We start from the raw sequence: 25,488 nt of genomic DNA, 5'->3' as shown, positions 1-25,488 counted from the left end.
GCAACTGTCATTCAATCAGATGCGGGATGGCGGCAAGATTCGGCAAGTTGGTGCAAACGCTCAGGTGCCATCAGCATGGGCAGAAAGTGCGGATAGTCGTACTGATGCTGTGCCAGCCAGTGATGTAATTTTTCAGCAAATACCTGGGCGTCATTGCAGTGTTGTTCTCGGGCGGCGACGGTACCACCGTAACTCAGGGTAAAGAGCGCGTCGGCAACCAGTTGTTTTGCGTGGTCGTACAGTTCGGTATACCACCAGGCGCAATCCCAACTGGCGGCCAACCGTGCGGAGAGCGGCTCAGGCAACAGCCTGACATGGTGAATTTCACGGGCGGATTGACGCAGGTGATGGGCAAAGAAATGAGATTGCTGGCGTTCAAGGGTCACCAGTTCATGTTGATGGCTTCCCAACTCACGGTCGTCCGTTGGGAATAGCGGTTGAAAAGCGTGAGTCCAGTTGGCGCTTCGGGTTTCTGCATGCACTAACGGAATGGCCTGTTCCAGGGTGTGGGGTAATTGACTATGGCGGTGCAACAAGCGTCCAAGGAAATACGGTGTCTTACACATCCAGTCATAGCTGTTGAAAAACAGCGATTGCACGCTATCAAGTCGTTTGCCTGCGGCATTGCTGGTAACGGCGGTGGCATTGACAGCATGATTGTCCTGCAACCAGCGTTGAAACAGGGCGGCGGCATGAAGCTCACCCAGCTCGAAATGGTTGATCAACTGCGCCAGTCCATACAGGTGGATTTCATTAATCGATTCCAGCAGCGAACTGTTGCTGATCCACTCCCAGCTAATGCGGGCGCTGATGGCTTCCAGCTCATCCCCGGCCACGGCATGCGCCCAGCTCAAGCGCCCCTAAATTTCGTCCACCAGCATGCAGGGCAGCAGCGTCCAGCCATAGTCGATGCCCCACAAATCGAATTCGATCCATTTTTTATTGCCGGGAAAAGACGTCAATTCTGGGTTATTGGCAAATCCGGGGCGGTAATCCATCGCCGTGGCCTTCATCGAGACGCGCACATCGTCCGGCAGGCTGTTCAGCATGTTGTGCAACTGGCGACGCGGCCAACTGTCATCAAGGTAATCACGCAGCACCAGTTTTTTGCCGTGCAGGCGCAAAATGCTGTGCGGCACTTTCATGCTCTGTTTCCACTGTTCGGGATGAAACGTCGGGGTTTGCAGGCTCAAAATCAGTCCACTGATGTCCGGGAGGGCCGCCAGCATCTCGTCTATGGTTTCACTGTAAAAACGTGTCAGAAACGAGGTGTTATTAGCGACGGTGTCATCGTCCAGAAAGAATTCAGGAAATTTTTGCTTGATCTTTGCGTCGCCGGGAAAGGCTTCACCCTGGATCCACAGTTGAATATGGCGCGATTGGCAGTGGTGTGACACCCGTTGCAGGTAGCTCAAGGTACTTTCGCGTTCGTGGTGCAGATTTTCAACCCCGGGGTTTTTGTTATACGCCGGCGGGCGCGCCAGTAACGCCAGGATATTTTGTTGATGCACGATCAGCCCGTTGAAGCGATAACGCGCAATGAGGTCAATTATCTTGAGAAAATGCGGCCAGTGCCAAATAAATGGCGTATTGACCTACAGCAAGCGTAAAGGGGGGGGGGGGGGGGGGGGGGGCACATTCATCAGGTTACAGCGCTGTGGTTGTGATGCATCACGCCAGCATAGCAAAGAGTCATCAAGCGTTGTCAATGAGCGCACGCGATATTGGTTAACGTGCTCGAAAAATGGCGACGATACATTGCGTTAACGTCAAAAAAGAAGGATTACACGAATGAAGAAAAAATATGCCGTTGTCGGCACAGGAGGGCGTGCCGGCCTCTATTATTTAACCTCAATCGCCAGGGATTACCAACAAACCAGCACTTTTGTCGCCTTTTGCGACACCAACCAGACGCGCATGCAGTATGCCAATAAAATGATTGGCGAGTGGGGACATGCGCGAGTGCCGTGTTTCAGCGCTGACCAGTTTGAGACCATGATCGCCGAGTGCAAACCCGACATTGTGATCGTGACGTCCATCGATCGTACCCATCACCACTATATTATTCGGGCTATGGAATTGGGCTGCGATGTGATCAGTGAAAAACCGATGACGATCGACGAAGAGAAATGTCAGGCCATCATCAACGATATCGCCCGTACCGGACGTAAACTGCGCGTCACCTTCAACTATCGCTACGCCCCGCACCACAGCAAGATTCGTGAGCTGATCGCTTCCGGTGTGATAGGCGATGTGTTCTCGGTGCACTTTGAATGGCTGCTGAATACGCAGCACGGTGCCGACTATTTCCGTCGTTGGCACCGTGACAAACGCAACAGTGGCTGGTTGTTGGTGCTCTGGAACAAGCAAAAACCACGCAGGCATCAACGTCGGCTCTCGAAATGACGTTATCAGATATCAAGCGTACCGTTGAGCGCTATGTCGCAGCGATGGCAGATGAGAAAGATTTGTACTACGCCCTGTGCTGCGTGTCTTATTACGATGTCAGTCTGGCACGATTGCGCGATTACATCATTGATAACCCGTACTCATCATTACTCGCCACACTGGAGATGAACGCGACCAATACTGAAAGCTACCCGTGAACGGCCTGATGTTGGAAGTTTTGCCACTGCATTCAGCAGGGGCGGGGCACTTATTTTGCGCCAGAGGGGGTGGGCTTGAAAATTTGCAAAATGGCACCCAACTGTTTGCGCTGTTCAGCATCCAGTTCGCCACCGGCTGAATGCCCGGCATTTTGCAGAATCAGGGTATTGAGCCCAACCAGCCAGTCATACACGTAAAATGCCGTATTGTTGGTCGGCGTGAGCGATAACTTGGTCAATCGCTTGGCGCTACCCCAACTGACAGCCTGTTTTTCCGGCTTGGCGAAGATTTTTCGTCCACGGTTGATGCGGCTTTCCGGGCGCTGTTCCTCGGGCATGTTCTGGAAGCCTAACCAGGCGATATAATCGCCGAGTACCGTCAGGGCGCGAGAAACCTGACTGTCGATCTCATTGTCCGTGTAGGCGCTGGGGTGATCGTCCTGGTTCAGCGTCGCGTGTAGCGCCTTATTGATGCCTTGACGCAGGCCGGCGGTGATGACTTCTTCCATCAGCATTTCCAGCGTCGGTTTACTCAACCCGAGCAATTCAACCAGCGGTGCGTTATCTGGCAGGTTGCGCATATGGTTTATCCAAAAGCGCAAGACCTGACTGGCAAAGGCCGCATTGGTATCCACATCGCTCAGGGCTTGGGACTCATCAGTCTGTGTCACATCCAGCGGTGTGTCGCTGAATAAATCGATATCCACACCGATGCCAAAAGGATCGGCGTTGGTCATGGCACTAATGTTATCCAGGGCCGGATGGGTGACATGGCTAACGCCGGATTGACGCTGCTGTTGATAAAGACGGCGCAACTCATCCCGCGTCGGCAACATGCGCTCCAGCAATTCGCCGTGTACGCCCGGTCGCGTCTGGAGTGATTTCAACACGGATTCGGCCACTTTCTGCTTTCTCATCGCCGAAATTTCACTGTTAGACTGATACCAGCCGCCGAGGATGTGCTCGAACAGTTCATTTTGCATGTCATGCAATTGTTCTGACAGTCGCGCCAGCTTGTTTTCCCGTTTGACTTCGGTATTCAGCCAGTTCGCCATGCGTTTTACACCGCGTTCGTCCGTTGCCAGCATGGTTCCCTAGGATTCTCCCGGATTACCCACGTAACGTTGAACGCCTTCATCGTAGTGGGTGTTGTGTATGACGCTCTGATCGAATTTTGTTACCGCCCAAATCAAGCCGGGTTTATGCTGGCTACGCTGCTGTGCGGTTTCCCCCTGCGTCTGTTTCACCCAGTAGTCGAGCGCTTTACCGACTGCTTTGACATCAGCGCACCGATCTACCGCCGTGCAGATCATCAACAGATTGATGGCGTGCTGCTCGGTGTACCGTTCCAGTAAATAGCTGGCCTTGGCTTGCAGCAGGTTTTTTATCAGCACCGGATAACGTTGCACTGCGCCGTGCTCGCGATCGCTACTGGAAGCGGCGTGTACGTTGCTGAGCGGATTGAAACCTGTAATATCAAGCAGGTCGACTTGCTCAAACAGCGACTCACGCGTCGTTGACTGTAGCGTCACCACCGGTTCAATGGCGAGGAAAGCCAGCTCCGCCAGAGAAAGCTCAACCGGTTTGCTGGCCAGATTATTGATGACTGGGCGCACATGCACGCTGGGATCGGACGAGGTATTGAGGTAGGCGACGGTTGACAGGTTCATGATGCCATCGGTAGGCAGCAAGACGTCATCGACCAGTACGCTGAGCGGTGCCAGCATTTATAGCTGTAATTCAGGCGTTGTAGCGTATGCGCAAACTGGCGATAGGTCGCCGTGTACTCTTCTTTTCCTTGCCACAACACTGAGAATAACCGCGCCCGATCGTCAATAGTCAACGCTGGGGTAAGGGCGATAGCGGCTGGCCAGAAGTGGGTCTCAAGCCATTTTTGCCGTTTGCCATCGTGACGCGCCAGGCTGTCCCACAGGGCAATGACTTCATCACTGCTGAATCCCGGGATTGTCCCGGGCTGACGATGCATCGCCAGTAGCGCCATCTGCTCGACGAGTTGCTGTTCGTCTTCGGCCAAACCACGGGGAGACGGAGGTGCAACGGTCGTGGACAAATACGCTTGTGCCAGAATATTGACGATGTCCGCTTCGCTTAACAACAGTAATTGAACCGGATAGGTAGCGTTTTTCACGCCTGGCTGACGGGTAAAGTGGGTTACCCAGTCCGGCGAGTTGGTTTTCAGGATTAATATGCGCCTGATAGTCCAGGGTATGGCCGCCGAGATCGCTCTCCAATCGACCATTTTCGCCTGCGGCTAATGCGGAAATCAGGTAGGTTTTGCCTTCCTGTGCCTGACCGAACAGCCCGATGGCCATCTCTTTTCCGGCGCTGTCTGCCAGCCGTTGTGCCTTGTTACGATGACGGCGTAGTTTGATGGTTAGCGTATCGGCTTCCATCTCCAAACGCGGTGAGCGGGGGCGGTTGGTCTCTACCCACTCAATGGCTTGCTCGATACCTTCTGATGCGGCAGTCAACTGCGTGGTTAACCGGGTCGAAAGTTGTTTTGGCGTCAGTGCTCTCATTTGCTGAATACGCTCCCGCTGTCGATCCAGTAGTGTGTTGCGCCGGAAGCGCTGTCAGCCAGCGTGTTAAGCCGCAGCCGCAGGTAGTGAAGTGGAACCTTGCTGCCATCTTGTAGCGTGGCGTCGGCGATTTCGAAACGTTCTGGCGTAGGTTGCCCCGCCTCGCGCGCGACCGCCAAACGCAGATGCAATACGCTGTCACCCGCAAGCTTGCGGGCCAGTGGTTGATCGATAATGGTCAGCGTGTAAAGCGGCGTAGCGGGCCAGCGCTCGTTATCCAACTGACGGAAACCAAGCCCAATACCGCCGCGCACCGAGAAGTAGCCGCGTTTATCCAATTCAAAATCGGCGGCATCCAGATCGATATCGCAGTAATAAAGGTTATCCTGCGTTAACTGTTGGTTGGCATCGATCATGCCGAAATAGCGGATAGTGGAGTAGGGTTCAAAATCCCCCGCTTTGAAATAAAAGCCCGGCAGGCGCAGGTCCAGAGCCAACAGGCACAGCATGGCGCCGACTGCCGCGGTGGATTTCTGGTTCTCGATACGGCCGAATTTATTGAACGGATACCAATCGCTGGTGTGGTAGCCATCCAGTGACACAATACGGCTGATGGGCAACGGCTGAAGGTAACGGAACAGTGCCTGTATGCCGGGAAAACGCGCCGGGCGACCGGTAAGCAGCAACACATCGCAATCATAGAGTGCCACCACCTCGCACAATGAACGCAAATTTTGCGTGATACTGATGCGGTTGGATAAGAACTCGCCGTACAACTTGCTTAGCCGAACGATAAGCGGCGTGTGCAGGATATCAAACGCGACAGCATCCGCCGGTTGTTCACGCTGGATTTCGCCGTTCAAATAGTCCAGTACCTTGCCGGTCGGACGCTGTGGCAGCAGCTCACCAAAGCTGGCTTCCAGTTCGGCGCTCATGTCGAGCGGATCGAATCCTTCATAGGCTTCGAGGATCGCACGCCCAATCGGCATCAGGATTTGCAAGGTGGACTGCTGACGCATGGTTGATTGACCATCCATTCTGCCCACGTTGCCAAACAGCTTGTCCATCAGGCTGTCCGGCGTGGCGATCCCGGCTTTTTTCAGTAACGCATGCAGTGCAGGCAGCACGTAGAGCTGGATCATATCCAGCAAGATATCGTCGCCCGCCACTTTGAAACCTTCGCGGAACATCAGCAATGGGCTGATTTTGACGTTACTGCCGATACTGTCATCCAGCGTATACTGCGTTATCGCGAGATCGGTGGTACCACCGCCGATATCAATCGATGCAACGCGCAGAGTTTGTCCCGGCTGTTCATCGGCATCGTGCACCCGGTCTGGCCGCGCCTGGCTCGCGAAAAAGGCTTTGGTGTTGCCACCAAAATTGACCTGACTTTCGTTGTAGAGATAGACCATCTGGCCGCAAGTGGCTTCATCCCACTCCATTTGCACGTCAGGCACGGGGAAACGACTGGCCGCTTTCTCTTGTTCCGTATTGAAGCCATCATCCGCCGGGTGCCATCCCATCGCTTTCCAGACCAATGGCTTCTTGCATGCGACGTCGGAAAATCTCGCGCTCAGGTTTTGGCATGGCGTAGGGCAGCGTCAGAATGATGTTACGCAGGCGGCGCGGTGCGCTGTCATTCATCATTTTGGCGCGCTGTGCCGCACTGTTCATCTGGCTCAACGACTGTGCCAGCAGTTCACACAGCATCAGCGTCATCAGCGAGCTGCGGCTATATTGTGCGGAAAATACCGGAAGACGATCGTCGAACGGCACAGTAAAAAGCGGCTGGCCTTCGTCATTGATCAAATGTGTGAACGGTGCGGCGATGGCGTGCGGCTTCAGCGCGGCGTTGCCGACGGTTTTGCTGAATCGCCAGCCGGGGGTGTAGCTCTCTTCATCCCACAGATAGCGGCGTGGGCTGGAGAGCCAGCTGGCACCTTCGGTGCCGAGTCGCGCCAGCGCCATACGGCTGGCTTCTCGGCCAACGCGCACGATGGAAGGCCAGAGAAAGGCGTCTTCGCGGCCACTTTCCAAGGAGAAATTGGGCTTGCCAAACTGCGTGTGCGCAAATTCGATGCGGCTTTCAAACATCTCATTGTAGATCTGATGCGGTTGTTCCAGATCGCGCAATTGCAACTCATAACTCTGGCTTAGCCCGTTATGCGCCTCAGGATGGTCTTCGACCAGAATGCCGCAGGTGTGCGAATTGCCCACATCCAGAATCAGGTCAACAGCGATATACGGCTCTTGCCGTGTGCCTGCAACCAGGGTGATTTCTGGGATCCGCAATTGTTTGCCAAGCATATCCAGCAGGTTCAGGTAGTGCGCCTGATACTCAAAACCACGCAATGCGGTGCGTTGGTCCGCTTCACTGCGCTGTTCACGCTCAGTAGCATGGTGAGTAAAGACTTCGCGCAGCCAGCCATCGACCCAGGTTAAATCGAGAAACTCCCCCCCAACTCTTCACTGTGATATGCCAGCGTAAACTTCAAACCGGCAGTAATGTCGCTTTCGGTCGTGGCGAGCAGCTCGTTCTCATCGCCGTCAGGATAGACTTTGGTATCGAAAACTATGCAGATACGGTGAGTATTGCCATCCTGATCCGGTCTTGGCAGGGTCACGACCTTCATGCATGCCCAGTTATCCGGGCCACCAATAAAGGTACGCGGTGGGTTGAAGCGCATAAACGGGAGCGGCAGCCAGACATTACTCAGTAGCGGCAGCGATTGGCCTAGCGAGAAGCTAGATTCGGGGCGTACCACTTCTGGCACTGATCCCAGCGGCGCAGGCAGGAGATATTTGCCGTTCTCCTCATTGAGGATCAGGCGTAGCAGCGGGCCGTTTGCCGTCTTGCGGACGAACTTGCCCGGGCCTTGCGCATCGATAGCGGGTTTAAGCGCAAAATCCAGAAATTGCAGACCGCTGTCCTGGATGAGCGTGATCTTTTGTTTATAGTCCGTAATCGTGGCCAGCATAGGGTTATTCGCTCTCACGCTTGAAAGTCAAAGGGATCAGGTTGTCGTCGTCATAACGGCCTGAGCACTCAGCTGGGCCGTTGGCCCCCTGAGAACAAACAATTTCTGGCATTTGATAGCGTGACCCATCGCTACAGCGCGCTTTCACCCGGCTGTTGATAATCAGGTTGCCCGATTGCATCAATCCGGCAGTGACGTTGGCGCGGCAAGTGACACCTTCACCGTGAGTGAGGCGCACCGTACCCTGACCATATTTGAGTTGATAACTCAGGCTGGTCGGTTTGCCAATGGTGGTGGTTTTGATATCGGCCGTCATGCGCCAGATGCCGTTCAAGAAATCGGTTTTTCCCAGCTTGACCGATAATATCGGCATCACCAGTGCATTTTTGTCTACCGGTTTGGTTTCTGCAACCACCGTTTCAACCGGTGGCGGGGCCGGGGCGTGTTTCTGTGCCACCACCGGCGCTGCTTCTGGATGTGCAACAGCGGGCGCTTTTTCGGCTTCTGGCGGTGTTTCAGCAGCAACAGGCGGTGGTGCTATCTGTGTGGCATTTTGTGCGATGACTTCAGCTTCCTTGGTTTTGTCTGTGGCAGGCAGCACACGTTTTTCCGGTGTATGCGCAACCGCCGGTTCTGAGGTTATCTGTTTACCAGGCACGCCAGCGCGGAATTGCCACACCAGAGCACCCGCGAGTGCCACTCCCGGTGCAACCCACCACCAGCGACGCAATGCAGATTTCCTTGATGCCGTCGGTGGCATGGCAGGAATCGCCACCTTGGGTGCTTCTTCGGGCTCGTTTTTTGGCTCAACCGGTAACGACGCCGTTTCTGCATAGACGGCGGCAGCGTTGGGTTGTGGAATGGGCGCCGCAATCGGATCGACCAGCGGTTGTGCCGTGATGACCGGTAAGGCTTCGCGCAGGCACTCTAAGGCGTCGGTTCGAGGTTTTTGGTCAAGATTAATAAAACCCCAAAAGGTGATGACGGGGCGGCCACCGACCAGATAAACGTAATTTGCGGCGGGGAATTGGAACGCCTTGGCGAGCAGGGCACCAAATCGTTGCTGCGCCGCACTGTCTGATGCCAACGCACGTTCACTTAATGCTGCAACGGTGGTCAGGCAGGTTTGCAACTGCTCCAGCGCGGCCTCCAGTTCCGCTTCGCCAGCGGCCATCCATGAGGTGACTTTTCCTTCGCCGGGAGCGTACCAGTCAAGACGATTGCCCGTTTCATTCGGTTGCGGAATGGCCAGACAGTCAGCGATAGTTTGTTGTCGCCGTAAACGCAGAGTTTCTCGCAACTGAAGAGCCGATGCATACACCGGTTGCCCATTTTCGCCCAGCGCAAAAAAAAATCGGCCAAACTTCCGCTGCGTAGTAATGATTTTGCCAAGAAAGAGACCTTATTAAATGGAAGGTTAAAATCTGAAATCAAATCAGTTTACTATAAAATGTACTTTAAACCGGAAATGGCAATGTCAAACGGATAAAGAAACGACAAAACCACTAAATATTTGACCTATCAACGCCGTTTCTTGGGTTTAGCGTCGCGTATGGGCAGTTTTTTTCTATGGGCTGTCTTTTCCGAGTATGCCGCGCCTTGTGATGCGGGTGGGAGGGAAATTAACGTCTTTCGGGCACAAAGGGCATCCACCATAACGGTGGGGTGGATAATGAATGACTGTCCACCACTTCACCCAGACGTGGGCAAAGCACCTGAACGCCTTTCTGAGCGGCCAACGACGGGTTCTGTCCAGTGATGCAGTGACAGCGTAAACATGCCCTAGTGAATAGGAACAAAGGTGCGCGGTGCCAGATCGAGTACCAGCTTGCAGGGTTGGTCATCGTAGGCGGAGTCTCCACTGTAATACAGCGTTTCATGCGGGCTTTGTAGCACCCAGGAGCACCAGAGCGTGCGGTTATGATCGAAGGGGGTGCGACCGGAGGCATTACGCGCTGGCGTCGCAGTTAATCTCAGTGTCTTACACGCGCATTCCTCATACCAATCCCGTTCGGTAATGCGCTCTGCGCCAATCCCCCATTTTTGCAGTGTCTTTCCCATGCCAAGCGGAGTAACAAAATGGGTTTTCTTATCGCGGAAAAAATCGATGGTTACGCGGTCCAGATGATCGTAATGGTTGTGTGAAAGCACGATCACATCGATAGCGGGCAACGCTTCCATCGGGACCACCGGCGGTTGAAAGCGTTTGATGCGAAAAGGAAAGGGGGCTGCTGATGCAGAAAACACCGGGTCGATCAGTACGGTAACGCCATCCATGTTCAGTAACAGACTGGAGTGACCAAACCAGATGATGCGGGTTTTATTATCAGGTTTGAGAAACTCCCGCCAATTCGGCGTAACTTCTGGCAACCGCTGTTCCGGCATACGGGATCGTGCAGTAAACAACAGGCGCCGGAGTACCGAAAGCCGTTCACGCCAACCCATGTGCAGGTATACGCTGGGCCGCACGTTGTGAAAACGCTGGTCAGCCGTATAATAGTGGGGAGGCGTGGTGTTCGATATCGCCTTTTCGGTCATGGTATCACTCCTCCTTAAGGTGAAATTGTGCTGTCTGAGTAAAAAAGCCACATGACAGCGTCATGCGTGTTTAGTATGCTAAACAAACCGTGATTGACGATGACATAACAATATCATGATTTTATCTCAGGTAATACAGGGTGCGTTATCCAGTAATAAGTTATTGCTCATTTGTGGCACCGGCTGGCTGTTTGATGCCATGGATGTCGGGCTATTATCTTTTGTTCTGGCGGCGCTGAAACTGGAGTGGGGGCTCTCCGCCGCGCAGCTAGGGTTGATCGGCAGTGTCAATTCCATTGGTATGGCGGTTGGCGCGTTTGTTTTCGGACTTTATGCCGATCGTAAAGGGCGCAAATCTGCCTTTATGATCACGTTGTTGATGTTCAGCATCGCCAGCGGGTTAAGCGCCTTTGCCTGGGGATTTGTCAGCCTGCTGGTGTTGCGCTTCTTTATCGGCATGGGATTAGGCGGCGAACTGCCGGTGGCATCTACGCTGGTCAGTGAAAGTGTGCCCCCTGAAGTGCGAGGACGCGTCGTGGTGCTGCTCGAAAGCTTTTGGGCTGTCGGCTGGCTGCTGGCCGCGTTAATCGCCTACTTCCTTATCCCCTTGCCGAGTGTCGGCTGGCGCGGTGCGATGATCCTGTGTGCATTGCCAGCCTTCTACGCGCTATACCTGCGCTTTCGTTTGCCGGATTCGCCGCACTATCTGCAACTGAGCCAGAAAGAGAAAAAAAGTGCTTTTCGCTATAAGATTGGTGCACTCTGGGCACCGGAGCAACGGCGTGCCAGCGTGATGCTGTGGATTGTCTGGTTTTGCGTGGTGTTCTCCTATTACGGTATGTTCCTGTGGTTGCCGAGCGTGATGATGCTCAAAGGGTTTGATATGGTGAAAAGTTTCGGTTATGTGCTGGTTATGACGCTGGCACAGTTACCCGGCTATTTTACCGTTGCCTGGTTGATTGAACGTGCAGGGAGAAAGGTAGTACTGGTGGTCTATTTGCTGGGAACGCTGATCAGCGCCTATTTTTTCGGCGTTGCGACCAGTGCCCCACAACTGCTGCTCTCCGGCTCGCTGCTGTCGTTTTTCAACCTCGGGGCCTGGGGAGCGCTTTATGCCTATACGCCAGAACAATACGCGACATCGATTCGTGCTACCGGTGCAGGAATGGCAGCGGCAGTGGGGCGTATCGGTGGGATTTCTGGCCCGCTATTGGTTGGCGCTCTAGTCGCAAGCGCCGTGCCCATCAGTGGTATTTTTGCCTTGTTTAGTCTGGCAATATTGCTTGCTGTCTTTGCGATTATGCTGCTAGGGCAGGAAACGCGACAGCGTGCATTGTAGCGCCTAGCATCGAATGAAAAACGGAGGCCAGGTGGCTCCCGTTTTTTTGCCTGTTTTACAGAAACGTTTAGTGCAATAGGGTTAACTTCCAAGGTGACAATGTCACTTATTGGCGGTTAAAAATGGTAATTAATCTTTGGAAATGCTATAAAACGATTAAATATCGCAACGATTTAGCGATGATTTAATAGCAACCGCGTAATCATTATTAGAATAAAGTGCCTGTTTAATTGCTTATTGTAATGTTTGTTGCTGTTAATGATCGCCAAGGAGGTGAATTTTTCTATGATATTCAATTCAGTTTCGTCAACCACTCGTCCACATGGGCTGAAATTGCTCACCGTGTGGTTACTGGCATTGATTGTGGCCGGATGTTCTACGCCGCGCTCAACGTTAGTCGATCGCGGCGATTACATCGTGGATACCACTCATCCGGCTAAAGGCCAGAATGAGCGTGTCCGATTTCTGATTTTACATTACACCGCGCTGAATGATGCGCGTTCGCTAGAGGTGTTAACCCAGGGGCAAGTCAGCGCGCATTATCTGGTTGCGAAAAATCCACCGCTGCGGGATAAAAAACCCGTAGTGATGCAACTGGTGCCAGAAGATATGAGAGCCTGGCATGCGGGTGTCAGTAATTGGAATGGCCGGGTAAATCTCAATGACTCTTCGGTGGGCATTGAGATTGTTAACCTCGGCTTTACCGATAACATGCTTGGCGTTCGTACCTGGTATCCTTACAATGAAACGCAAATTACCGCGCTTGCTGCGCTGACCAAAGACATTATCAAGCGTAACAACATCACGCCTGATAATGTTCTGGCGCACAGCGATATTGCACCGCTGCGCAAACAGGACCCTGGAAAACTGTTCCCCTGGAAACGGTTTGCAGAGATGGGCGTCGGTGCTTGGCCTGATGATGCAACGGTGAACAGGTATCTAGCCGGACGGCAGCCGAGTGCGCTGACGGATGTGTTGACGCTTCAGAAAGCATTACATCAGTATGGCTATGATAAAATTCCGCAAAACGGTGAGTTGGATAAAGAAACACGTTTGACCATTAGCGCGTTTCAAATGCACTTCCGCCCATCGGATATTGAAGGTAATGCCGATGCACAAACGGAGGCGATTGCCAAAGCGCTGGTGGAAAAATACCGAACCTGAATCCGTGACTACCCTTTCTACTGCCAAGGAATTGCTCAAACATGCTGAATTATCGACGTTGCTTTTTTCTGCTGTGTTTGGTGTGTGGAGTGCTGGGGTGCAGTAGTAAGGGGAAAATCATCCATCCCGCTGTGGTTGAGGCTCCCGCCCACGTTTCTCCGGCTATGCCGGAGAACGTCAAAGGTGTTTGGCTAACCACGCTTTCTGGCCTTGACTGGCCGACGCCTGCGTTAAGTTATGAGCCGTCAGATGAACACCGCATTGCGTTACAAAAACAGGCGCTGATCGACAAGCTGGACAATCTGGTTAGCCTGGGCGTTAACACGGTCTTTTTTCAGGTAAAGCCGGACGGCACAGCGCTATACCGCTCGGCGTTACTGCCGTGGTCTGATGTATTAACCGGCGTGGTGGGCAAAGATCCCGGGTACGATCCTTTGGCCTTCATGTTGGCTGAAGGGCATAAGCGTGGATTGCGCATTCACGCTTGGCTCAATCCCTACCGTGTGACCAGCAATACCCAGCCGAAAACCGTGGCCGCGCTGCGCTGCACTCTTAGTGCGTCGCCCTCTAGCGTCTATGCGTTACACCCAGAATGGATACGTACGGCGAGCGATCGGTTTGTGTTGGATCCCGGTATCCCAGAGGTGCGTCAGTGGATCACCAATGTGGTGGTGGAACTGATTAACAACTACGCCGTGGATGGTATCCATTTTGACGATTACTTCTACTACGAAACCCCAGCGTCCCGTTTGCAAGACGATGCTACCTATAGGCAGTATGGACAGGGATTTGTCGTCAAAGGGGACTGGCGGCGCAATAATACGTTGCTATTGATTGAGCAAGTATCGATGGCAATCAAAGCGGTCAAACCGCAGGTTGAGTTTGGCGTCAGTCCGTCTGGCGTGTGGCGCAATGCGGAGAATGACGCTCGTGGTTCGGATACGCGCGGTGGTGCGGCCTATGACATCTCTTATGCAGACACTAGGTTGTGGGTAGAACGTGGCTTGATTGACTATATCATCCCGCAAATCTACTGGCCTTTTTCACGAGAAATCGTCCGTTATGACACACTGGTAAAATGGTGGGCAGATGTGGTAAGGCCAACAAAAACGCGCCTCTACATTGGTATCGCACTGTATAAAGTCGGTGTACCTTCACAAAAGGAGCCTAATTGGGCGCGGGATGGTGGCGTGCCTGAACTGCGGCGGCAGTTGGCGCTCAATGAAGCACTGCCGGAAGTGAAAGGTAGCGTGCTCTTTCGTGAGGGATTTATTCATCAACCTCAAACCGTACCGGCGGTGGATTACCTCAGAAAGCACTGGAGTAAATAGCGGTAAAAACGACGTTGCGGCGAAAAGCCGCTATATTTTCTGTTGTAGAACAGACTGTCCGACGCACATTTGCAAAAATGGATTTTATCGCGTGCGGCAGGATTTAAACGTCGTGTTAACCCTAAGCAGGCCACCATGAAAACACCTGTATTTTCCGATGATATGTTGCTGAACCGCATGTTGCTGTTAGCCGCATTAGCTATCGTCATGATGGGGATCCATCTGGCGGCATCCATCCTCTCCATCATCCTGCTCTCCCTGTTTTTGGCTATCGTGCTTGAGCCGGTAGTGGCGTTATTGTGTCGTACACGCTTACTGCGCTCTCTGATTGTGGTGTTGCTGGGCGGCGTATTGTTTATGCTGCTGGTTTACGTCCTGCTCAGGATGGTGGCGGCATTGCCTGAGTTAAATCAAATGAGCTTGCAAATGCGCAGTCTGCTGACGCGTCAGCTTACCGTCGGTATGGCACCGTTGCAGGAATTGGGGCTAACGCTATCGCCGGAAGCGGCGATGTCGCTGATTGACCATGGGCAATTTCTTGGGCTGATCACCCGCGTGCTCAGCCACGTATCCAGTTTTTTTCATCGGCACTGGTGGTGTTTCTGACCGTTATTTTCATGCTGATTGAGGTGCCGGTATTAGTAGAGAAAATCCAGCGGTTGTTTCGCGCGGAGTCCTCTGGCATGAAAGCTGTTCGCCGCGGCATTGACAGCGTGACGCAGTATCTGATGCTTAAAACGCTGATTAGCGTGTTAAACGGCGTAGCGATCTGGGTGCTGTTAACCATCTTGCAGGTGAAATTCGCTTTTATTTGGGCTGTGTTAGCCTTTCTGCTGAATTTTATTCCCGTGTTGGGATCTATTCTGGCGGCAGTACCGCCTATCATTCAGGCATTTGCCTTTAACGGCATGAGTACCGGTATGGCGGCACTAGCGGCATTTCTGGTCATCAATCTGATATTGGGCTGGATTGTGGACCAGTACCTGTGTGGCCGGAAACTGAACATTGCCACCAGTGTGGTCTTGATTTCACTGCTGGTGTGGCAGGGATTGTTGGGACTGATTGGCATTTTATTGGCCGTGCCGTTGACCATGACCCTGAAACTGATTGTTGAACAGGTTGATGGTGGCGCGCGCTGGGCACGCCTGCTGGAAGGAGGAAAGGAGCACTAACGCGGTCAACCATTGAGTATGGTTAATGCTTGTTGGTGAAGCTGCGGATCGCCTGAAGCAACAATATCCCACCGCTTTCAGGACGTCCGCCATCAAGGGTAGTCACGATGCCGCCCGCCTGCTCAATAATCGGGATCAGCGCGGCGATGTCATAAGGTTGCAGGCCATATTCCACGCTGATATCGATGTGGCCGGCGGCCAGCATGGCCATGGCATAGCACTCTCCGCCATAACGGGTCATCAGAGTGTGCTGTGTCAGAGAATGAAAATGGACGCCAGGGTGACGTGGAACAGGCTCGGGGGAGGTGGTGTGGATAGCTTGCGCCAACGATAGATTTTTACGCGTTTGCAACGCATGCTCACCGTAGGGGCCCCGATACCAAGATTGAATCCCATCGGCCCAGAAGCGTTCTTGCGTAAAAGGCTGGCTCATCATCCCCATAACGGCGCGCCCGCGATGTAACAAGCCCATCAGCGTTACCCACACGGGAATGCCGCACAGAAAGGGCCTGATTCCGTCAACCGGGTCCAATATCCATTGGGTTTCTCCATCGCCAACAGCGCCAAATTCCTCGCCTAAAATCGCATGTTCAGGGTAGTACGCGCTAATCAGTGTGCGAATGGCACGCTCCGCTTATCGATCGGCATCGGTCACTGGGTCAAAGCAAAAACCTTCCTTTGGCTTATTACCAATATGAAGATTTTGCGCTGAACGATAGCGAGGGATGGTCTGCTCGGCTGCGGCATCGGCGAGCGTGTGAAAAAAAGCAATATCAGGTAAGTTATGCACGATGATGTCCCTTCTAATGCGGTTCTAGTATCGGCAATGCCGCTGCTTATTCAGCAACGCGCTCTTCTGGCGGTATTCACGTTCACGCGTTTGCGCTATCCTGACACCACGAACATGATGGTCTTCACTACGGATGTTAACGATAACGTTATCATCCAGATAAAGGAATAACATGCAGTACGTCCCCATCACGCCCGACCCGGAAAACGCTCATTTTCATTCCGGACCTGCAAACTATGATGTGATCTCCATTCAATCACAGGTGGTTTATGGTTGCGTAGGGAACAGTATCGCGGTACCGGCGTTGTCGCAACATGGGTTGCGCGTTGCATTGGTGCCAACGGTCATTCTCAGCAACATGCCCCATTATCCTAGCTGTTATGGCGGAAAAATTCCGGTCGAATGGTTTGAAGGTTTTCTGCAAGGTCTACTGGAACGGGGGCATTGGCACATGCGCGAGCTATCGTCATTGGCTATATTGGCACGGTCACACTGGTGCCGCCGTTGGTTGCCTGGCTAAAACAGGTGCGCGCCTCTTGACCGGATATTCACATCATTCTCGATCCGGTGATGGGGGATACTGACTGCGGTTACTATGTCAATGCCGAAATAAATGCCCGCTATCGCGATCAGGTTTTACCGCTGGCTACCGGACTCACATTATCGTTGAGATGAAGCTGATCGAATGGTTACGCCAGCAAGTTTTAATTTCATTAACAACTCCGCAAACAAAAGCAATCCCAACCGTGTAAAGACAACGGTGTATTAATGTAATGCGCCAAGATATTGTGGCAGCAATTCAATATTAAAAAATGTTACATTTATGACTCGGCTAAGAATTATAGTAGAATCCATACTGATAAAATAAACCGATAGGCAATAAACATGCAGGAAGAGACTTTTTCCAATCTATGAAAAAATGATGGCTTATTTACTATTAACTTAACGAAGGATTTAATCTGATTTTTGATGAACGCGCTAATTTTCCCTAACGGTATTGAACAAATCAGAAAATTAATGAATCTAATACTCACTGCGGAGTAGGGCGGATTGAAACGATCCTATCAATCGCAAGCGAAAGCATTGAGAATATAATGGTTCTAATTTCGTTAACAAAATAGGCGTTATACTTATCATGCTACGTTATGATGCGGCGTTATAAAAAGCGTCGATGTGCCAACTACTAAATGAATTTCTTGGCGTTCGTCAGTGTTGGTGGATGTGCATCGCGCATGGAAGGCTCGGAGTTTTCCATCGCTCCGTTGACTGGTCGCCCAGTCCTGCAAAACAGGGTTTGTTTTATAACCATAACAGTAACTCAGTACATTTGAAGGTCGAAGACAAAAGAACGTGCCAGCAATGCCGTTCAGGGGCTTTGGTGGCGATGACGGCGCAGATTAGGCTATTGGCGCACGGGTGCGCATAATGTATATTATGTTAAATCGAATATTAAGATACAACATGTACAGAACAACCGCTAACTAAGCGTCCCTATCTCCGCTCCCCGTCTGGTTTTCTGTGGTCGCCACATTCATCAAACACATCTCAACTACTGATATTGATATATATTGGCTGAGGCTGCAAACTCAGTACTTCAGCCTTGGATAACAGCCTGTGTGGCGGTTTTCTAATCCGGATACAACACGCCGTGTTCAGCAGAGACGACTTTTTCATAGGTTGCCATTTTGGTTTCAGGAGTTCCCCACCCGTCCATGCTCAATATTACCTGCACGTTAGGATCTGATTTTACTTTATCAAACCCCGTCACCATCTTTTTAGTAGAACGGTGAACCACTAACACTTTTGGTGGCAGATTATTTTTCACAACCAATGTTGAAAGATAATCAACGACTCTGTTGATATCCTTGTCGTTAATTGTTCTAATTCGGGCCCCCGGAATGGCTTTTCCCATCATGATAAATTCAGGGTCTATGCCTAGATGCACATCCGGTTGAGTAAGAAAAGGCTCAAGGCGGGATATCTCACGGTGTAAATCGCTCAGCCCAGGCTGAACGTCCAGAATCAGAACTGCACCTGGTGTCATCCTCACCACAGACAGGGCTTTATCTATTTGCATGTTACTCATACGGTTACGATAGAACCCATCTCGTCCAGGCTGGTTGCTTGCTACGGTAGCAATATACTCTAATCCTGGAATGACGGGCTTTGATGGGTCTGCCTTTTCCCATTCCTGCGCTTCAGCGGTTAATTTTTTCCACAGTTCAAGGGCAGGATATTCACCCAGGATTCCCATCCTACGAGAGTTAAAATTACCATAATAAACAACCAGTCTGTTTGCCGGAATAATCCCAGTTCGGGCGCTTGATACATAAAACTTGTCGATACCATCCATCCGTGGCGGTATTGTTGATAGAGTGCCTTGGGCATTAGTAGGTAAAAAACATTCAACGTTGTGGTAACCATTAATACCCAAAGTTTCTTCATAAGAGTCCTTTCATTTTTTCCTGGTGATACATTCACTGGTTATAATCTGAAGCAAAATAACGGCCAGGCCATATATATAAGCAGTTGACGTTCACTGGCATTGAAACCAATGTAAAATTAGCGAATTTGCTCTACAATGGATTTTCTAACCCACAACGAGATGCCTTCCTATGCCCAGACTGACACAGAAAGACATGACAGAGAGTGAACAGCGACAGCTCAAAACACTGCTGGATCAGGAAAGGAAAAAACGAGGTCGCACGTTAACCAACGCAGAGAATAACCGTATTAAAGACGACTATATCGATAAGCTGATGAAAGAACGTGAGGCGGGGCTCGCGCAGAACAGAAGAAAAATAAATTCAAACCTGATGCTAATGCCACCTATGAATGGTCTGCCAATACCCATGTGCGGGGACGCCGTTAGGCCCGTTGTTATGTAGGGTATTTATCGAAGATTATAACGGATGAAATTGTACGAGTATTGGATTGTTGTCGTCGGCGTCTTAACCGCAATGCCAAAATGAATGGTCTGGCTTTCGATCGTCACGGCGAAGTCACGCACAAGTCCAGAAAGCTGTAAGACCAGCGGAGTGGCAATAACGATGGCAGAAATGAGCGTCAGAGAACTTCGAGACAGATTTGCAAATGTTTCAGACAGCGCACCGCGCCTTACATTAAGTGAATTGGCGATGAAACAAAGTTCATGCGCCTGATGATGCAACGCATGAGCACGTTCCAGGTCATCGCCGGGACGCAGCGTAATTTCAGGTTTAAGCACAATCTGCGTGAACGCCCCTTTTTTACCTTCTACCATCGTGCCCTCAGCGCTGTCCCGATAAGTGCAAACCGATATGCCAGCCTCGGCACACAGATGCAGGTACCAGAGTTTATGGCATGCCGATGCTGAAGCGACAAGCAAATCTTCTGGATTCCAGCGTGTGGCATCACCCAAAAAAGCGGGATCATATGAACCGGCGATGACCTGTTTATTACTCGCTGATATTTCATAATCACGACTGTAGGCTTTATAGGACTCCGTTCCGCAACCTTTGTTGCCACAATCCATTCAATATGGACCTGATAATGATGCTCACGGTGTGACATAGTGGTTATCTCTGGTGGTTTTTAGAAAAACTACGATGCATCCTTAGCGTAGTTACAGTCCAGTAATTTACCGCGTGACTTGTTGAAATATTATGGGCGCGATTCTCTGAATATCGGCAAATTTCCCCTCTCTTCGCTAGTAGGCCCGTTCGATAGCACCATTGCTGACCATGAATAGTCTTGATACATTATAAGTATGTTGTAACTAAAATAACCTATTATGCCTGGGGTGCTATGAACCACTATCAATTGATTGCTGCCCTTCACGACACCTTTTCCTCACTGGAACAGCAGATTGCAGAATTTCGCCAGCGTTTGGCCTCGCTTACGCTGCTCAACGCACGTGTGAGCACGATCCCATAACCCAGATACCAGTCACGATGTTACAAGGCGAAGCGGCCTGTGAGGCGGGTCTGGCGCATTTTCAGCGTTTATTTATCCATCATTATGCTGAGACGGTAAGTAGCAAAGCGGCTATTCGCTTACCCGGTGCGCTGTGTTTTATGGTGACGGAGGCTGAATACGAGTATATCCGACAAGCCATCGAGGCGATTAACACCTTGAAAGCCATGCTGGAGCAGTTGATTACCCGTGAATCCGGTTTGGCTACCGAGCAACGGTTTGAATTCGTACACGCCCACCTGTCCGGATTGATCACACTGAGTGCTTATCGCTCACTCACCCTGTTAACCGAACCCGACACAGTGCGCTTTGGCTGGGCCAATAAGCATGTGGTGAATACGTTGACGCGCGCGGCGGTATTAGAAAAACTGGAGAAAAGCCTTCAGGCAACCCGCGGAATTTCTCCCACAGAAAAAGCCACGTGGCACGCTCGGGTCACCCAGGAACTTATTGATATTAAAAAACTGCCGCAAGACGCTGTGTTGAAGATTAAACGACCGGTGAAAGTACAGCCGATCGCCCGGGTTTGGTATCAAGACGCGCAAAAACAGGTGCAACACCCCTGCCCGTCACCTTTATTAGTGCTGTGCCGCGATCCGTCACGCATTCCAGTCATTGGTGAGCTGGGAAACTACCTTGCCGACAGCGCGCAACCCAAATTCAGGCCGAAAGCGAAAGCGCTGCGGCTGCTGATTCCGCGCCTTCACCTCTATCTGGATGAAAGCGCGTAAGGCTCTGCCCTTATCCGATATGCAGGCTACCCACCATATCTTGCATTCCTAAAAAGGACGGGGATCATGGCCTTGTCTGGCATCGCGATTGAGAAAACATTAACATGCACATCAAGCACCATCCTGCAAGCAAAGGCAGTGTATTCATATTCAATGCATTTATCAACCTCTACAGTCACATATATTAACAAATTATATAACAATCGAGTGTGAACATGCAAAAAATGCGCAATAGCATCCAGCACTACGCCTGGGGAAGCACAACAGCATTAACAGAACTCTACGGCATTGAGAATAAAGACAATTTACCAATGGCAGAGCTTTGGATGGGGGCGCATCCCAAAAGCAGTTCGTGGTTGGTCAATGAGCAGGGCCAGGAGAAGCGTTTACGTGACGTCATCAACGATGCGCCAGTGGAGACATTGGGTGCGGCGATCGCGGCACAGTTTGGTGAGCTGCCTTTTCTGTTTAAAGTCCTCTGCGCGGCACAACCGCTCTCCATTCAGGTTCACCCAAGCAAACCCGCCACTGAGCAAGGTTTTGCCAAAGAGAACAGACTCGCAATCCCGCTCTATGCGCCCCATCGCAACTATAAAGATGCCAACCACAAGCCAGAGCTGGTGTTTGCCTTAACGCCCTTTCAAGCGATGAACGGTTTTCGTGAACACGACGATATTGTGGCGCTATTGCAGCCCGTAGCCGGCGCACACCCGTCCATCACTGCCTATTTGCAGCAGCCAGATGACAAAAATCTGTCGATGCTGTTTGCCAATTTATTGAGTATGCGCGCAGAGATTAAAGATCGCGCCCTGGCGGTGTTAAAAGCAGCACTCACCTCACAGCAGGGTGAACCATGGGCGACACTGCGCAACATCATTCAGGAATACCCTAACGATAGCGGACTGTTTTCTCCGCTGTTGCTCAACGTCATCACGCTGCAACCGGGGCAAGCGATGTTTCTTTATGCGGAAACCCCGCATGCTTACCTTAACGGTGTAGCGCTGGAGGTGATGGCAAATTCGGATAACGTACTACGGGCTGGACTCACCCCTAAATATATCGACATTCCTGAACTGCTGGCGAATGTGAAATTTATCCCCAAACCGGCAAACCAGTTGTTAACTCAGCCGATTGAAGACGGTGAAACCTGCTATTTTCCCGTACCTGTCGCCGATTTTGCCTTTTCCCTGCATCATCTGAAGGATCAGCCACAAACGCTGAACCAACAGAGCGCAGCCGTTGTCTTTTGTATCGATGGAAAGGCCACATTGATGAAAAATAGTCAGCGGTTTACGCTTCGCCCCGGCGAATCCTGCTTTTTGCGTGCGTCAGAGTCTCCCGTCATCGTAGAGGGAAGTGGACGACTGGCACGCGTGTATAATGGTTAGACACTTTCTCCCCTTAAGGGATGCTTACTTAGAAAAGGAGTCACACTACGAAGAAGTCTCTGGTTGCCGTCGGAGTTATTGTAGCGCTGGGCGCCGTGTGGACAGGTGCGTCATGGTATACGGGCAAGCAATTAGCACAAAATATCGATACGGTTACTGCTGAATTTAACAAGCAGTTGCAGGAAACCTATCCGAATTCAGGTTTCAAGCTGGTGTATCGTGATTATCAGGGAGGGGTGTTCAGCAGCACGTTTTCACTGGTATTGCAGCCAGATGGTTCTGCATCAGAAACGCGTCCGTTAGCCCCCAAAAACGAAATAGTGCTCAACGAAACCGTTTCACACGGGTCACTTCCGCTCGCACTACTGAAAAAAATGAATTTACGTCCCAGCATGGCGCATATTCACAGCGAACTGGCTAACACCGAAGCGACCAAAGAACTGTTTGATGTACTTCAGAACCAACAGTTCTTCAGCGCAGAAACGCGCGTGGCATTCAATGGAGATACCGCTTCAGTTATCTCTCTGCGCCCACTCGATATTGACATTGAAGGCACCAAATTTGCCTTCAGCGGCACTGATATTGCGTTAGACCTTGCTCACGATCTACGTAGCAGCCGAATTTCAGGCACGGTTTCTCACTTTTTATCAGAAACCACCAACTACGAAGGCGGCAAAGAGACTATCGTTCTCGAAGGCCTTGGGTTGGAAGCGAACAATCACCGCGGCAAGTTTAATCTGGATCTCGGCGATTGTAGCGTCACCCTGAAATCAATGAAAGTGACACCACCAACAAGTGACCATGTCACGCTGAATAACTTCGTGATCAAAAGCACCATGAGCGAAGACGACAAAAACATCGCTGGCGCGATAACGTTGTCATTAGACGCACTGCTGCTCAAAGATCGCGATCTAGGTAGCATGAAGTTTACTTTCAGCTTTAACCAAAACCAACTCTATGGTGAAGCGACGCAGCAGTTCGCCAAAACCTATAAGACGTTGAGTGCGTCATTCTTGGAGTCGCCGTCTGCCATGGACCCACTGCGTTTTCAGTATGAACTGGGGCAATCATTACGCAATGCGCTGCCCAGTCTGCTGAAAGGCAACCCGAACTTTACCATCGCCCCCTTGAGCTGGAAAAATGCCAAAGGTGAGAGCACGCTCAACGCCTCGCTCAATTTGAGTAATCCGGCACAATCTACAGCGTTAACACCGCCGGCACAAAGCGATGAAGAAGGCGTGATCCGTCGTGCGGTTAAACAACTGGATGTGACGTTGAACGCGCCAATGGCGATGCTGGCGGAAGGTATCGTTCAGGCCGGAGGACAGGCACAATCGGATCAGGAACATCAGCAACTGATTGCCAGTGTGCAAGAGCAAGTGAAAATGCTGGCTGGCGTAGGCGAAATGAACCAAATCACCGTCACCAAAGATGACGCCATCACCAGTTCGCTGCACTATGCGGACAATCAGGTTGAGTTCAACGGGCGTAAAATCTCACTGGCGGAGTTTATTGCCCCCTTTATCGATATCCCTACTGATGAAGGTGACGAAGGCGATGATGCCGAGCCAGAAGCTCAAGACTCACCGGCAGCTGTCCCCCCGCAAGAGAAGTAATCTCTGTACCGCCTGTGCGCTATGGCAGGCGGTAATCCCCCAAATCCACTGAGTGAATGGTCATAGCGTTGGATAAACACACACTCGAGTCACGCCAGAGCGTACTTTATTTTGCTGCAATGGCACTAGCCTGGCTGGCAGCACAGGTTTTTTCTGAAACAGATGGTTGGGTAAGCCTGATCAACCCGGCGTTAGCCATCATGCTGTTCGTGACCTTTATGCAGGTGCTTCTGGTGACCTTGCTTGATGGATTGCGCAATCTGCGTTTTATTGGCGCGCTGCTGACTGCCAATTTCATCGGGATTCCGCTATTACTGTTGCTTACCCACCAGTTACTGCCGGATGTTCCCCTGGCGCAATTTGGCATTCTGCTGGTGCTATTAGCGCCCTGTATCGATTACGTTGTGACCTTCTGCCATCTCGGACGCGGTGACGCCGCCCGTTTGCTTGCCTGCACCCCGCTGCTGTTGGCAATGCAACTGCTGTTGCTACCACTTTATCGGCGCTGTTCCTTGATGCCGCTTATCGGCGCTGGTTTATTACAACACATCCAATCGCGCTTTTTGATCGTGCAACGCATCGCTAACGCTGCCGGTTGGTTACCGGTGCCCGCGACGGCCGTAGTGATCTTTTTAGTGGTAGCATCTGTCGTGCCACAATTAGAGCTGGCGATCGGCCCGGTACGTCAGGCGCTACTGTTTGCTGCCGTTGCAGCGCCTTGTATTGGCGCGTCTACGGCACGCTTGTTTGGCTTGAACACCGCCAGCCGGCGTGCCGTGGCATTCAGTTGCGCCACACGTAATTCGTTAGTGATTCTGCCACTGGCCTTATCGATCCCTGGCGCTATGCCGGTACTGCCGGCGATCTTGGTTGCATAAACCGTGATCGAACTGATCGCGGAATCCTGCTATGTGCGAGTGATTCCTCGCCTGGTGCGTAGAACAGGCAGAAATCGCCCATTCGTGTAATCGGCAATGGTATTTGCCCTATTGTTTATACTAAACAGTACTTTAATAATTTAACGGCTCAACGCACCTTGGTGCGCTGCGCGAAAGAAGCCATTATGATCGATCCTTCAATCCCGTTGACAGACATTCACCGCCACCTTGATGGCAATATTCGCGCACAAACGATCCTCGATTTGATACCCGGCCTTGGCCTTTGATGGTCAGGTTAATAATATAGCCTTTCATCCCATCCGGGCGGTCGATAAAGAAATAGAGCGGCCCGTCAGCCAGAATGGGCGTTAAACCCGCCACCAGATAAGCGTTAAAAGAATAGCCTGGAAGCAATGGGTTTGATTGCGACTCATGCGTCATACGCTGGTACATCGGCCCT

19 protein-coding genes and 8 pseudogenes are annotated in these 25,488 nt (G+C 51.6%); 13 read left to right on the top strand and 14 right to left on the bottom strand.

The window, feature by feature from the left end; translation table 11 throughout:
• Nucleotides 1-11: 11 nt before the first annotated feature.
• Both JZM30_RS03720 and JZM30_RS03715 read right to left on the bottom strand, forming a co-directional pair.
• Nucleotides 12-854 carry a hypothetical protein gene (locus tag JZM30_RS03720; RefSeq protein WP_252317606.1) on the bottom strand — a complete coding sequence of 281 codons (843 nt, stop codon included), beginning with the start codon at nucleotides 852-854 and terminating at the stop codon, nucleotides 12-14.
• 6 nt (nucleotides 855-860) lie between these two features.
• On the bottom strand, nucleotides 861-1,511 hold the full coding sequence (locus tag JZM30_RS03715; protein WP_252317605.1) for a hypothetical protein: 651 nt from the start codon (nucleotides 1,509-1,511) through the stop codon (nucleotides 861-863).
• A gap of 280 nt (nucleotides 1,512-1,791) precedes the next feature.
• Between JZM30_RS03715 and JZM30_RS03710 the strand changes: the two are divergent.
• Nucleotides 1,792-2,355 (top strand): annotated as a pseudogene (locus JZM30_RS03710) (Gfo/Idh/MocA family protein); the annotation flags it as partial.
• Nucleotides 2,356-2,402: 47 nt separating this feature from the next.
• Nucleotides 2,403-2,606 (top strand): hypothetical protein, encoded by a 204-nt coding sequence (locus tag JZM30_RS03705; RefSeq protein ID WP_252317604.1) that lies wholly within the window; start codon nucleotides 2,403-2,405, stop codon nucleotides 2,604-2,606.
• 50 nt (nucleotides 2,607-2,656) lie between these two features.
• On the opposite strand, the gene JZM30_RS23815 is transcribed toward JZM30_RS03705, so the two are convergent.
• The 7 genes and pseudogenes from JZM30_RS23815 to JZM30_RS03685 all read right to left on the bottom strand — a co-directional run bounded on the left by JZM30_RS23815 (nucleotide 2,657) and on the right by JZM30_RS03685 (nucleotide 10,665).
• A complete protein-coding gene (locus tag JZM30_RS23815; protein WP_308167117.1) occupies nucleotides 2,657-3,694 on the bottom strand; it encodes a virulence factor SrfC family protein in 1,038 nt (345 codons plus the stop codon).
• A 6-nt stretch (nucleotides 3,695-3,700) separates the two neighbouring features.
• A complete protein-coding gene (locus JZM30_RS23810; RefSeq protein ID WP_308167116.1) occupies nucleotides 3,701-4,333 on the bottom strand; it encodes a virulence factor SrfC family protein in 633 nt (210 codons plus the stop codon).
• Nucleotides 4,273-4,866, bottom strand: coding sequence for a virulence factor SrfC family protein (locus tag JZM30_RS23805; protein ID WP_308167115.1), 594 nt, complete (start codon nucleotides 4,864-4,866; stop codon nucleotides 4,273-4,275). Before JZM30_RS23805 ends, JZM30_RS23810 begins: the two co-directional genes overlap by 61 nt.
• Nucleotides 4,814-5,146 (bottom strand): annotated as a pseudogene (locus JZM30_RS23800) (virulence factor SrfC family protein); the annotation flags it as partial. The pseudogene JZM30_RS23800 and the gene JZM30_RS23805, both read right to left, overlap by 53 nt.
• Nucleotides 5,143-8,127 (bottom strand): annotated as a pseudogene (locus JZM30_RS03695) (virulence factor SrfB). The pseudogenes JZM30_RS23800 and JZM30_RS03695, both read right to left, overlap by 4 nt.
• Before the next feature lie 4 nt (nucleotides 8,128-8,131).
• On the bottom strand, nucleotides 8,132-9,448 hold the full coding sequence (locus JZM30_RS03690) for an SrfA family protein (RefSeq protein ID WP_308167114.1): 1,317 nt from the start codon (nucleotides 9,446-9,448) through the stop codon (nucleotides 8,132-8,134).
• A gap of 461 nt (nucleotides 9,449-9,909) precedes the next feature.
• Complete coding sequence (locus JZM30_RS03685; protein ID WP_252317603.1) at nucleotides 9,910-10,665, bottom strand: MBL fold metallo-hydrolase; 756 nt, start codon at nucleotides 10,663-10,665, stop codon at nucleotides 9,910-9,912.
• A 115-nt stretch (nucleotides 10,666-10,780) separates the two neighbouring features.
• Between JZM30_RS03685 and JZM30_RS03680 the strand changes: the two genes are divergently transcribed.
• The 5 genes from JZM30_RS03680 (at nucleotide 10,781) to JZM30_RS03660 (ending at nucleotide 15,671) form a co-directional block, all read left to right on the top strand.
• Nucleotides 10,781-12,004, top strand: coding sequence for an MFS transporter (locus tag JZM30_RS03680; protein ID WP_252317602.1), 1,224 nt, complete (start codon nucleotides 10,781-10,783; stop codon nucleotides 12,002-12,004).
• A gap of 285 nt (nucleotides 12,005-12,289) precedes the next feature.
• Nucleotides 12,290-13,168 (top strand): N-acetylmuramoyl-L-alanine amidase, encoded by an 879-nt coding sequence (locus tag JZM30_RS03675; protein ID WP_252317601.1) that lies wholly within the window; start codon nucleotides 12,290-12,292, stop codon nucleotides 13,166-13,168.
• A 41-nt stretch (nucleotides 13,169-13,209) separates the two neighbouring features.
• Nucleotides 13,210-14,499 carry a glycoside hydrolase family 10-like protein gene (locus tag JZM30_RS03670; RefSeq protein WP_252317600.1) on the top strand — a complete coding sequence of 430 codons (1,290 nt, stop codon included), beginning with the start codon at nucleotides 13,210-13,212 and terminating at the stop codon, nucleotides 14,497-14,499.
• Nucleotides 14,500-14,634: 135 nt separating this feature from the next.
• Nucleotides 14,635-15,105 carry an AI-2E family transporter gene (locus JZM30_RS03665; RefSeq protein ID WP_252317599.1) on the top strand — a complete coding sequence of 157 codons (471 nt, stop codon included), beginning with the start codon at nucleotides 14,635-14,637 and terminating at the stop codon, nucleotides 15,103-15,105.
• Nucleotides 15,093-15,671 carry an AI-2E family transporter gene (locus JZM30_RS03660; protein ID WP_252317598.1) on the top strand — a complete coding sequence of 193 codons (579 nt, stop codon included), beginning with the start codon at nucleotides 15,093-15,095 and terminating at the stop codon, nucleotides 15,669-15,671. The genes JZM30_RS03665 and JZM30_RS03660 overlap by 13 nt, the downstream gene beginning before the upstream one ends.
• Before the next feature lie 5 nt (nucleotides 15,672-15,676).
• On the opposite strand, the pseudogene JZM30_RS03655 reads toward JZM30_RS03660, so the two are convergent.
• Nucleotides 15,677-16,464: pseudogene (locus JZM30_RS03655) on the bottom strand (inositol monophosphatase family protein).
• A gap of 21 nt (nucleotides 16,465-16,485) precedes the next feature.
• Nucleotides 16,486-16,635, bottom strand: coding sequence for a hypothetical protein (locus JZM30_RS03650; protein WP_252317597.1), 150 nt, complete (start codon nucleotides 16,633-16,635; stop codon nucleotides 16,486-16,488).
• On the opposite strand from JZM30_RS03650, the gene JZM30_RS03645 reads away from it, so the two are divergent.
• Nucleotides 16,634-16,981, top strand: coding sequence for a carbohydrate kinase family protein (locus JZM30_RS03645; RefSeq protein ID WP_252317596.1), 348 nt, complete (start codon nucleotides 16,634-16,636; stop codon nucleotides 16,979-16,981). The genes JZM30_RS03650 and JZM30_RS03645 overlap by 2 nt on opposite strands.
• A 1,107-nt stretch (nucleotides 16,982-18,088) precedes the next feature.
• Here the strand turns inward: JZM30_RS03645 and JZM30_RS03640 are convergent.
• The gene (locus JZM30_RS03640) at nucleotides 18,089-18,895 is read right to left on the bottom strand and encodes a hypothetical protein (protein ID WP_252317595.1); all 807 of its coding nucleotides are present in this window, start codon (nucleotides 18,893-18,895) and stop codon (nucleotides 18,089-18,091) included.
• Between the two features lie 181 nt (nucleotides 18,896-19,076).
• Between JZM30_RS03640 and JZM30_RS03635 the strand changes: the two are divergent.
• Nucleotides 19,077-19,333: pseudogene (locus tag JZM30_RS03635) on the top strand (YjbD family protein).
• Between the two features lie 249 nt (nucleotides 19,334-19,582).
• Here the strand turns inward: JZM30_RS03635 and JZM30_RS03630 are convergent.
• Nucleotides 19,583-20,013 (bottom strand): annotated as a pseudogene (locus JZM30_RS03630) (OsmC family protein); the annotation flags it as partial.
• Nucleotides 20,014-20,247: 234 nt separating this feature from the next.
• On the opposite strand from JZM30_RS03630, the pseudogene tus reads away from it, so the two are divergent.
• The 4 genes and pseudogenes from tus to JZM30_RS03610 all read left to right on the top strand — a co-directional run bounded on the left by tus (nucleotide 20,248) and on the right by JZM30_RS03610 (nucleotide 25,028).
• Nucleotides 20,248-21,146, top strand: a pseudogene (gene tus, locus JZM30_RS03625) (DNA replication terminus site-binding protein).
• A gap of 215 nt (nucleotides 21,147-21,361) precedes the next feature.
• Nucleotides 21,362-22,534 carry a mannose-6-phosphate isomerase gene (manA, locus tag JZM30_RS03620; RefSeq protein WP_252317594.1) on the top strand — a complete coding sequence of 391 codons (1,173 nt, stop codon included), beginning with the start codon at nucleotides 21,362-21,364 and terminating at the stop codon, nucleotides 22,532-22,534.
• Nucleotides 22,535-22,593: 59 nt separating this feature from the next.
• Nucleotides 22,594-24,150 (top strand): YdgA family protein, encoded by a 1,557-nt coding sequence (locus JZM30_RS03615; protein ID WP_286673485.1) that lies wholly within the window; start codon nucleotides 22,594-22,596, stop codon nucleotides 24,148-24,150.
• Between the two features lie 68 nt (nucleotides 24,151-24,218).
• Nucleotides 24,219-25,028 (top strand): arsenic resistance protein, encoded by an 810-nt coding sequence (locus JZM30_RS03610; RefSeq protein WP_252317592.1) that lies wholly within the window; start codon nucleotides 24,219-24,221, stop codon nucleotides 25,026-25,028.
• A 267-nt stretch (nucleotides 25,029-25,295) separates the two neighbouring features.
• Here JZM30_RS03610 and JZM30_RS03605 read toward each other — a convergent pair.
• Nucleotides 25,296-25,481: pseudogene (locus tag JZM30_RS03605) on the bottom strand (arabinose operon transcriptional regulator AraC); the annotation flags it as partial.
• Between the last annotated feature and the right edge of the window lie 7 nt (nucleotides 25,482-25,488).

It is taken from the genome of Candidatus Symbiopectobacterium endolongispinus (genome assembly GCF_018777385.1).
Lineage (GTDB): Bacteria > Pseudomonadota > Gammaproteobacteria > Enterobacterales > Enterobacteriaceae > Symbiopectobacterium > Symbiopectobacterium endolongispinus.
The sequence above is the reverse complement of the archived record's forward strand: the minus strand, read 5'-3'. Positions and strand labels throughout refer to the sequence as shown.

What these genes read in the sequence shown, in the direction of transcription:
- JZM30_RS03705 (WP_252317604.1), top strand. Translation starts at nt 2,403, where the DNA reads ATGACGTTATCAGATATCAAGCGTACCGTTGAGCGCTATGTCGCAGCG.
- JZM30_RS23815 (WP_308167117.1), bottom strand. Translation starts at nt 3,694, where the DNA reads ATGCTGGCAACGGACGAACGCGGTGTAAAACGCATGGCGAACTGGCTG.
- JZM30_RS23810 (WP_308167116.1), bottom strand. Translation starts at nt 4,333, where the DNA reads ATGCTGGCACCGCTCAGCGTACTGGTCGATGACGTCTTGCTGCCTACC.
- JZM30_RS23805 (WP_308167115.1), bottom strand. Translation starts at nt 4,866, where the DNA reads ATGGTCGATTGGAGAGCGATCTCGGCGGCCATACCCTGGACTATCAGG.
- JZM30_RS03685 (WP_252317603.1), bottom strand. Translation starts at nt 10,665, where the DNA reads ATGACCGAAAAGGCGATATCGAACACCACGCCTCCCCACTATTATACG.
- JZM30_RS03680 (WP_252317602.1), top strand. Translation starts at nt 10,781, where the DNA reads ATGATTTTATCTCAGGTAATACAGGGTGCGTTATCCAGTAATAAGTTA.
- JZM30_RS03675 (WP_252317601.1), top strand. Translation starts at nt 12,290, where the DNA reads ATGATATTCAATTCAGTTTCGTCAACCACTCGTCCACATGGGCTGAAA.
- JZM30_RS03670 (WP_252317600.1), top strand. Translation starts at nt 13,210, where the DNA reads ATGCTGAATTATCGACGTTGCTTTTTTCTGCTGTGTTTGGTGTGTGGA.
- JZM30_RS03665 (WP_252317599.1), top strand. Translation starts at nt 14,635, where the DNA reads ATGAAAACACCTGTATTTTCCGATGATATGTTGCTGAACCGCATGTTG.
- JZM30_RS03645 (WP_252317596.1), top strand. Translation starts at nt 16,634, where the DNA reads ATGCAGTACGTCCCCATCACGCCCGACCCGGAAAACGCTCATTTTCAT.
- JZM30_RS03650 (WP_252317597.1), bottom strand. Translation starts at nt 16,635, where the DNA reads ATGTTATTCCTTTATCTGGATGATAACGTTATCGTTAACATCCGTAGT.
- manA (WP_252317594.1), top strand. Translation starts at nt 21,362, where the DNA reads ATGCAAAAAATGCGCAATAGCATCCAGCACTACGCCTGGGGAAGCACA.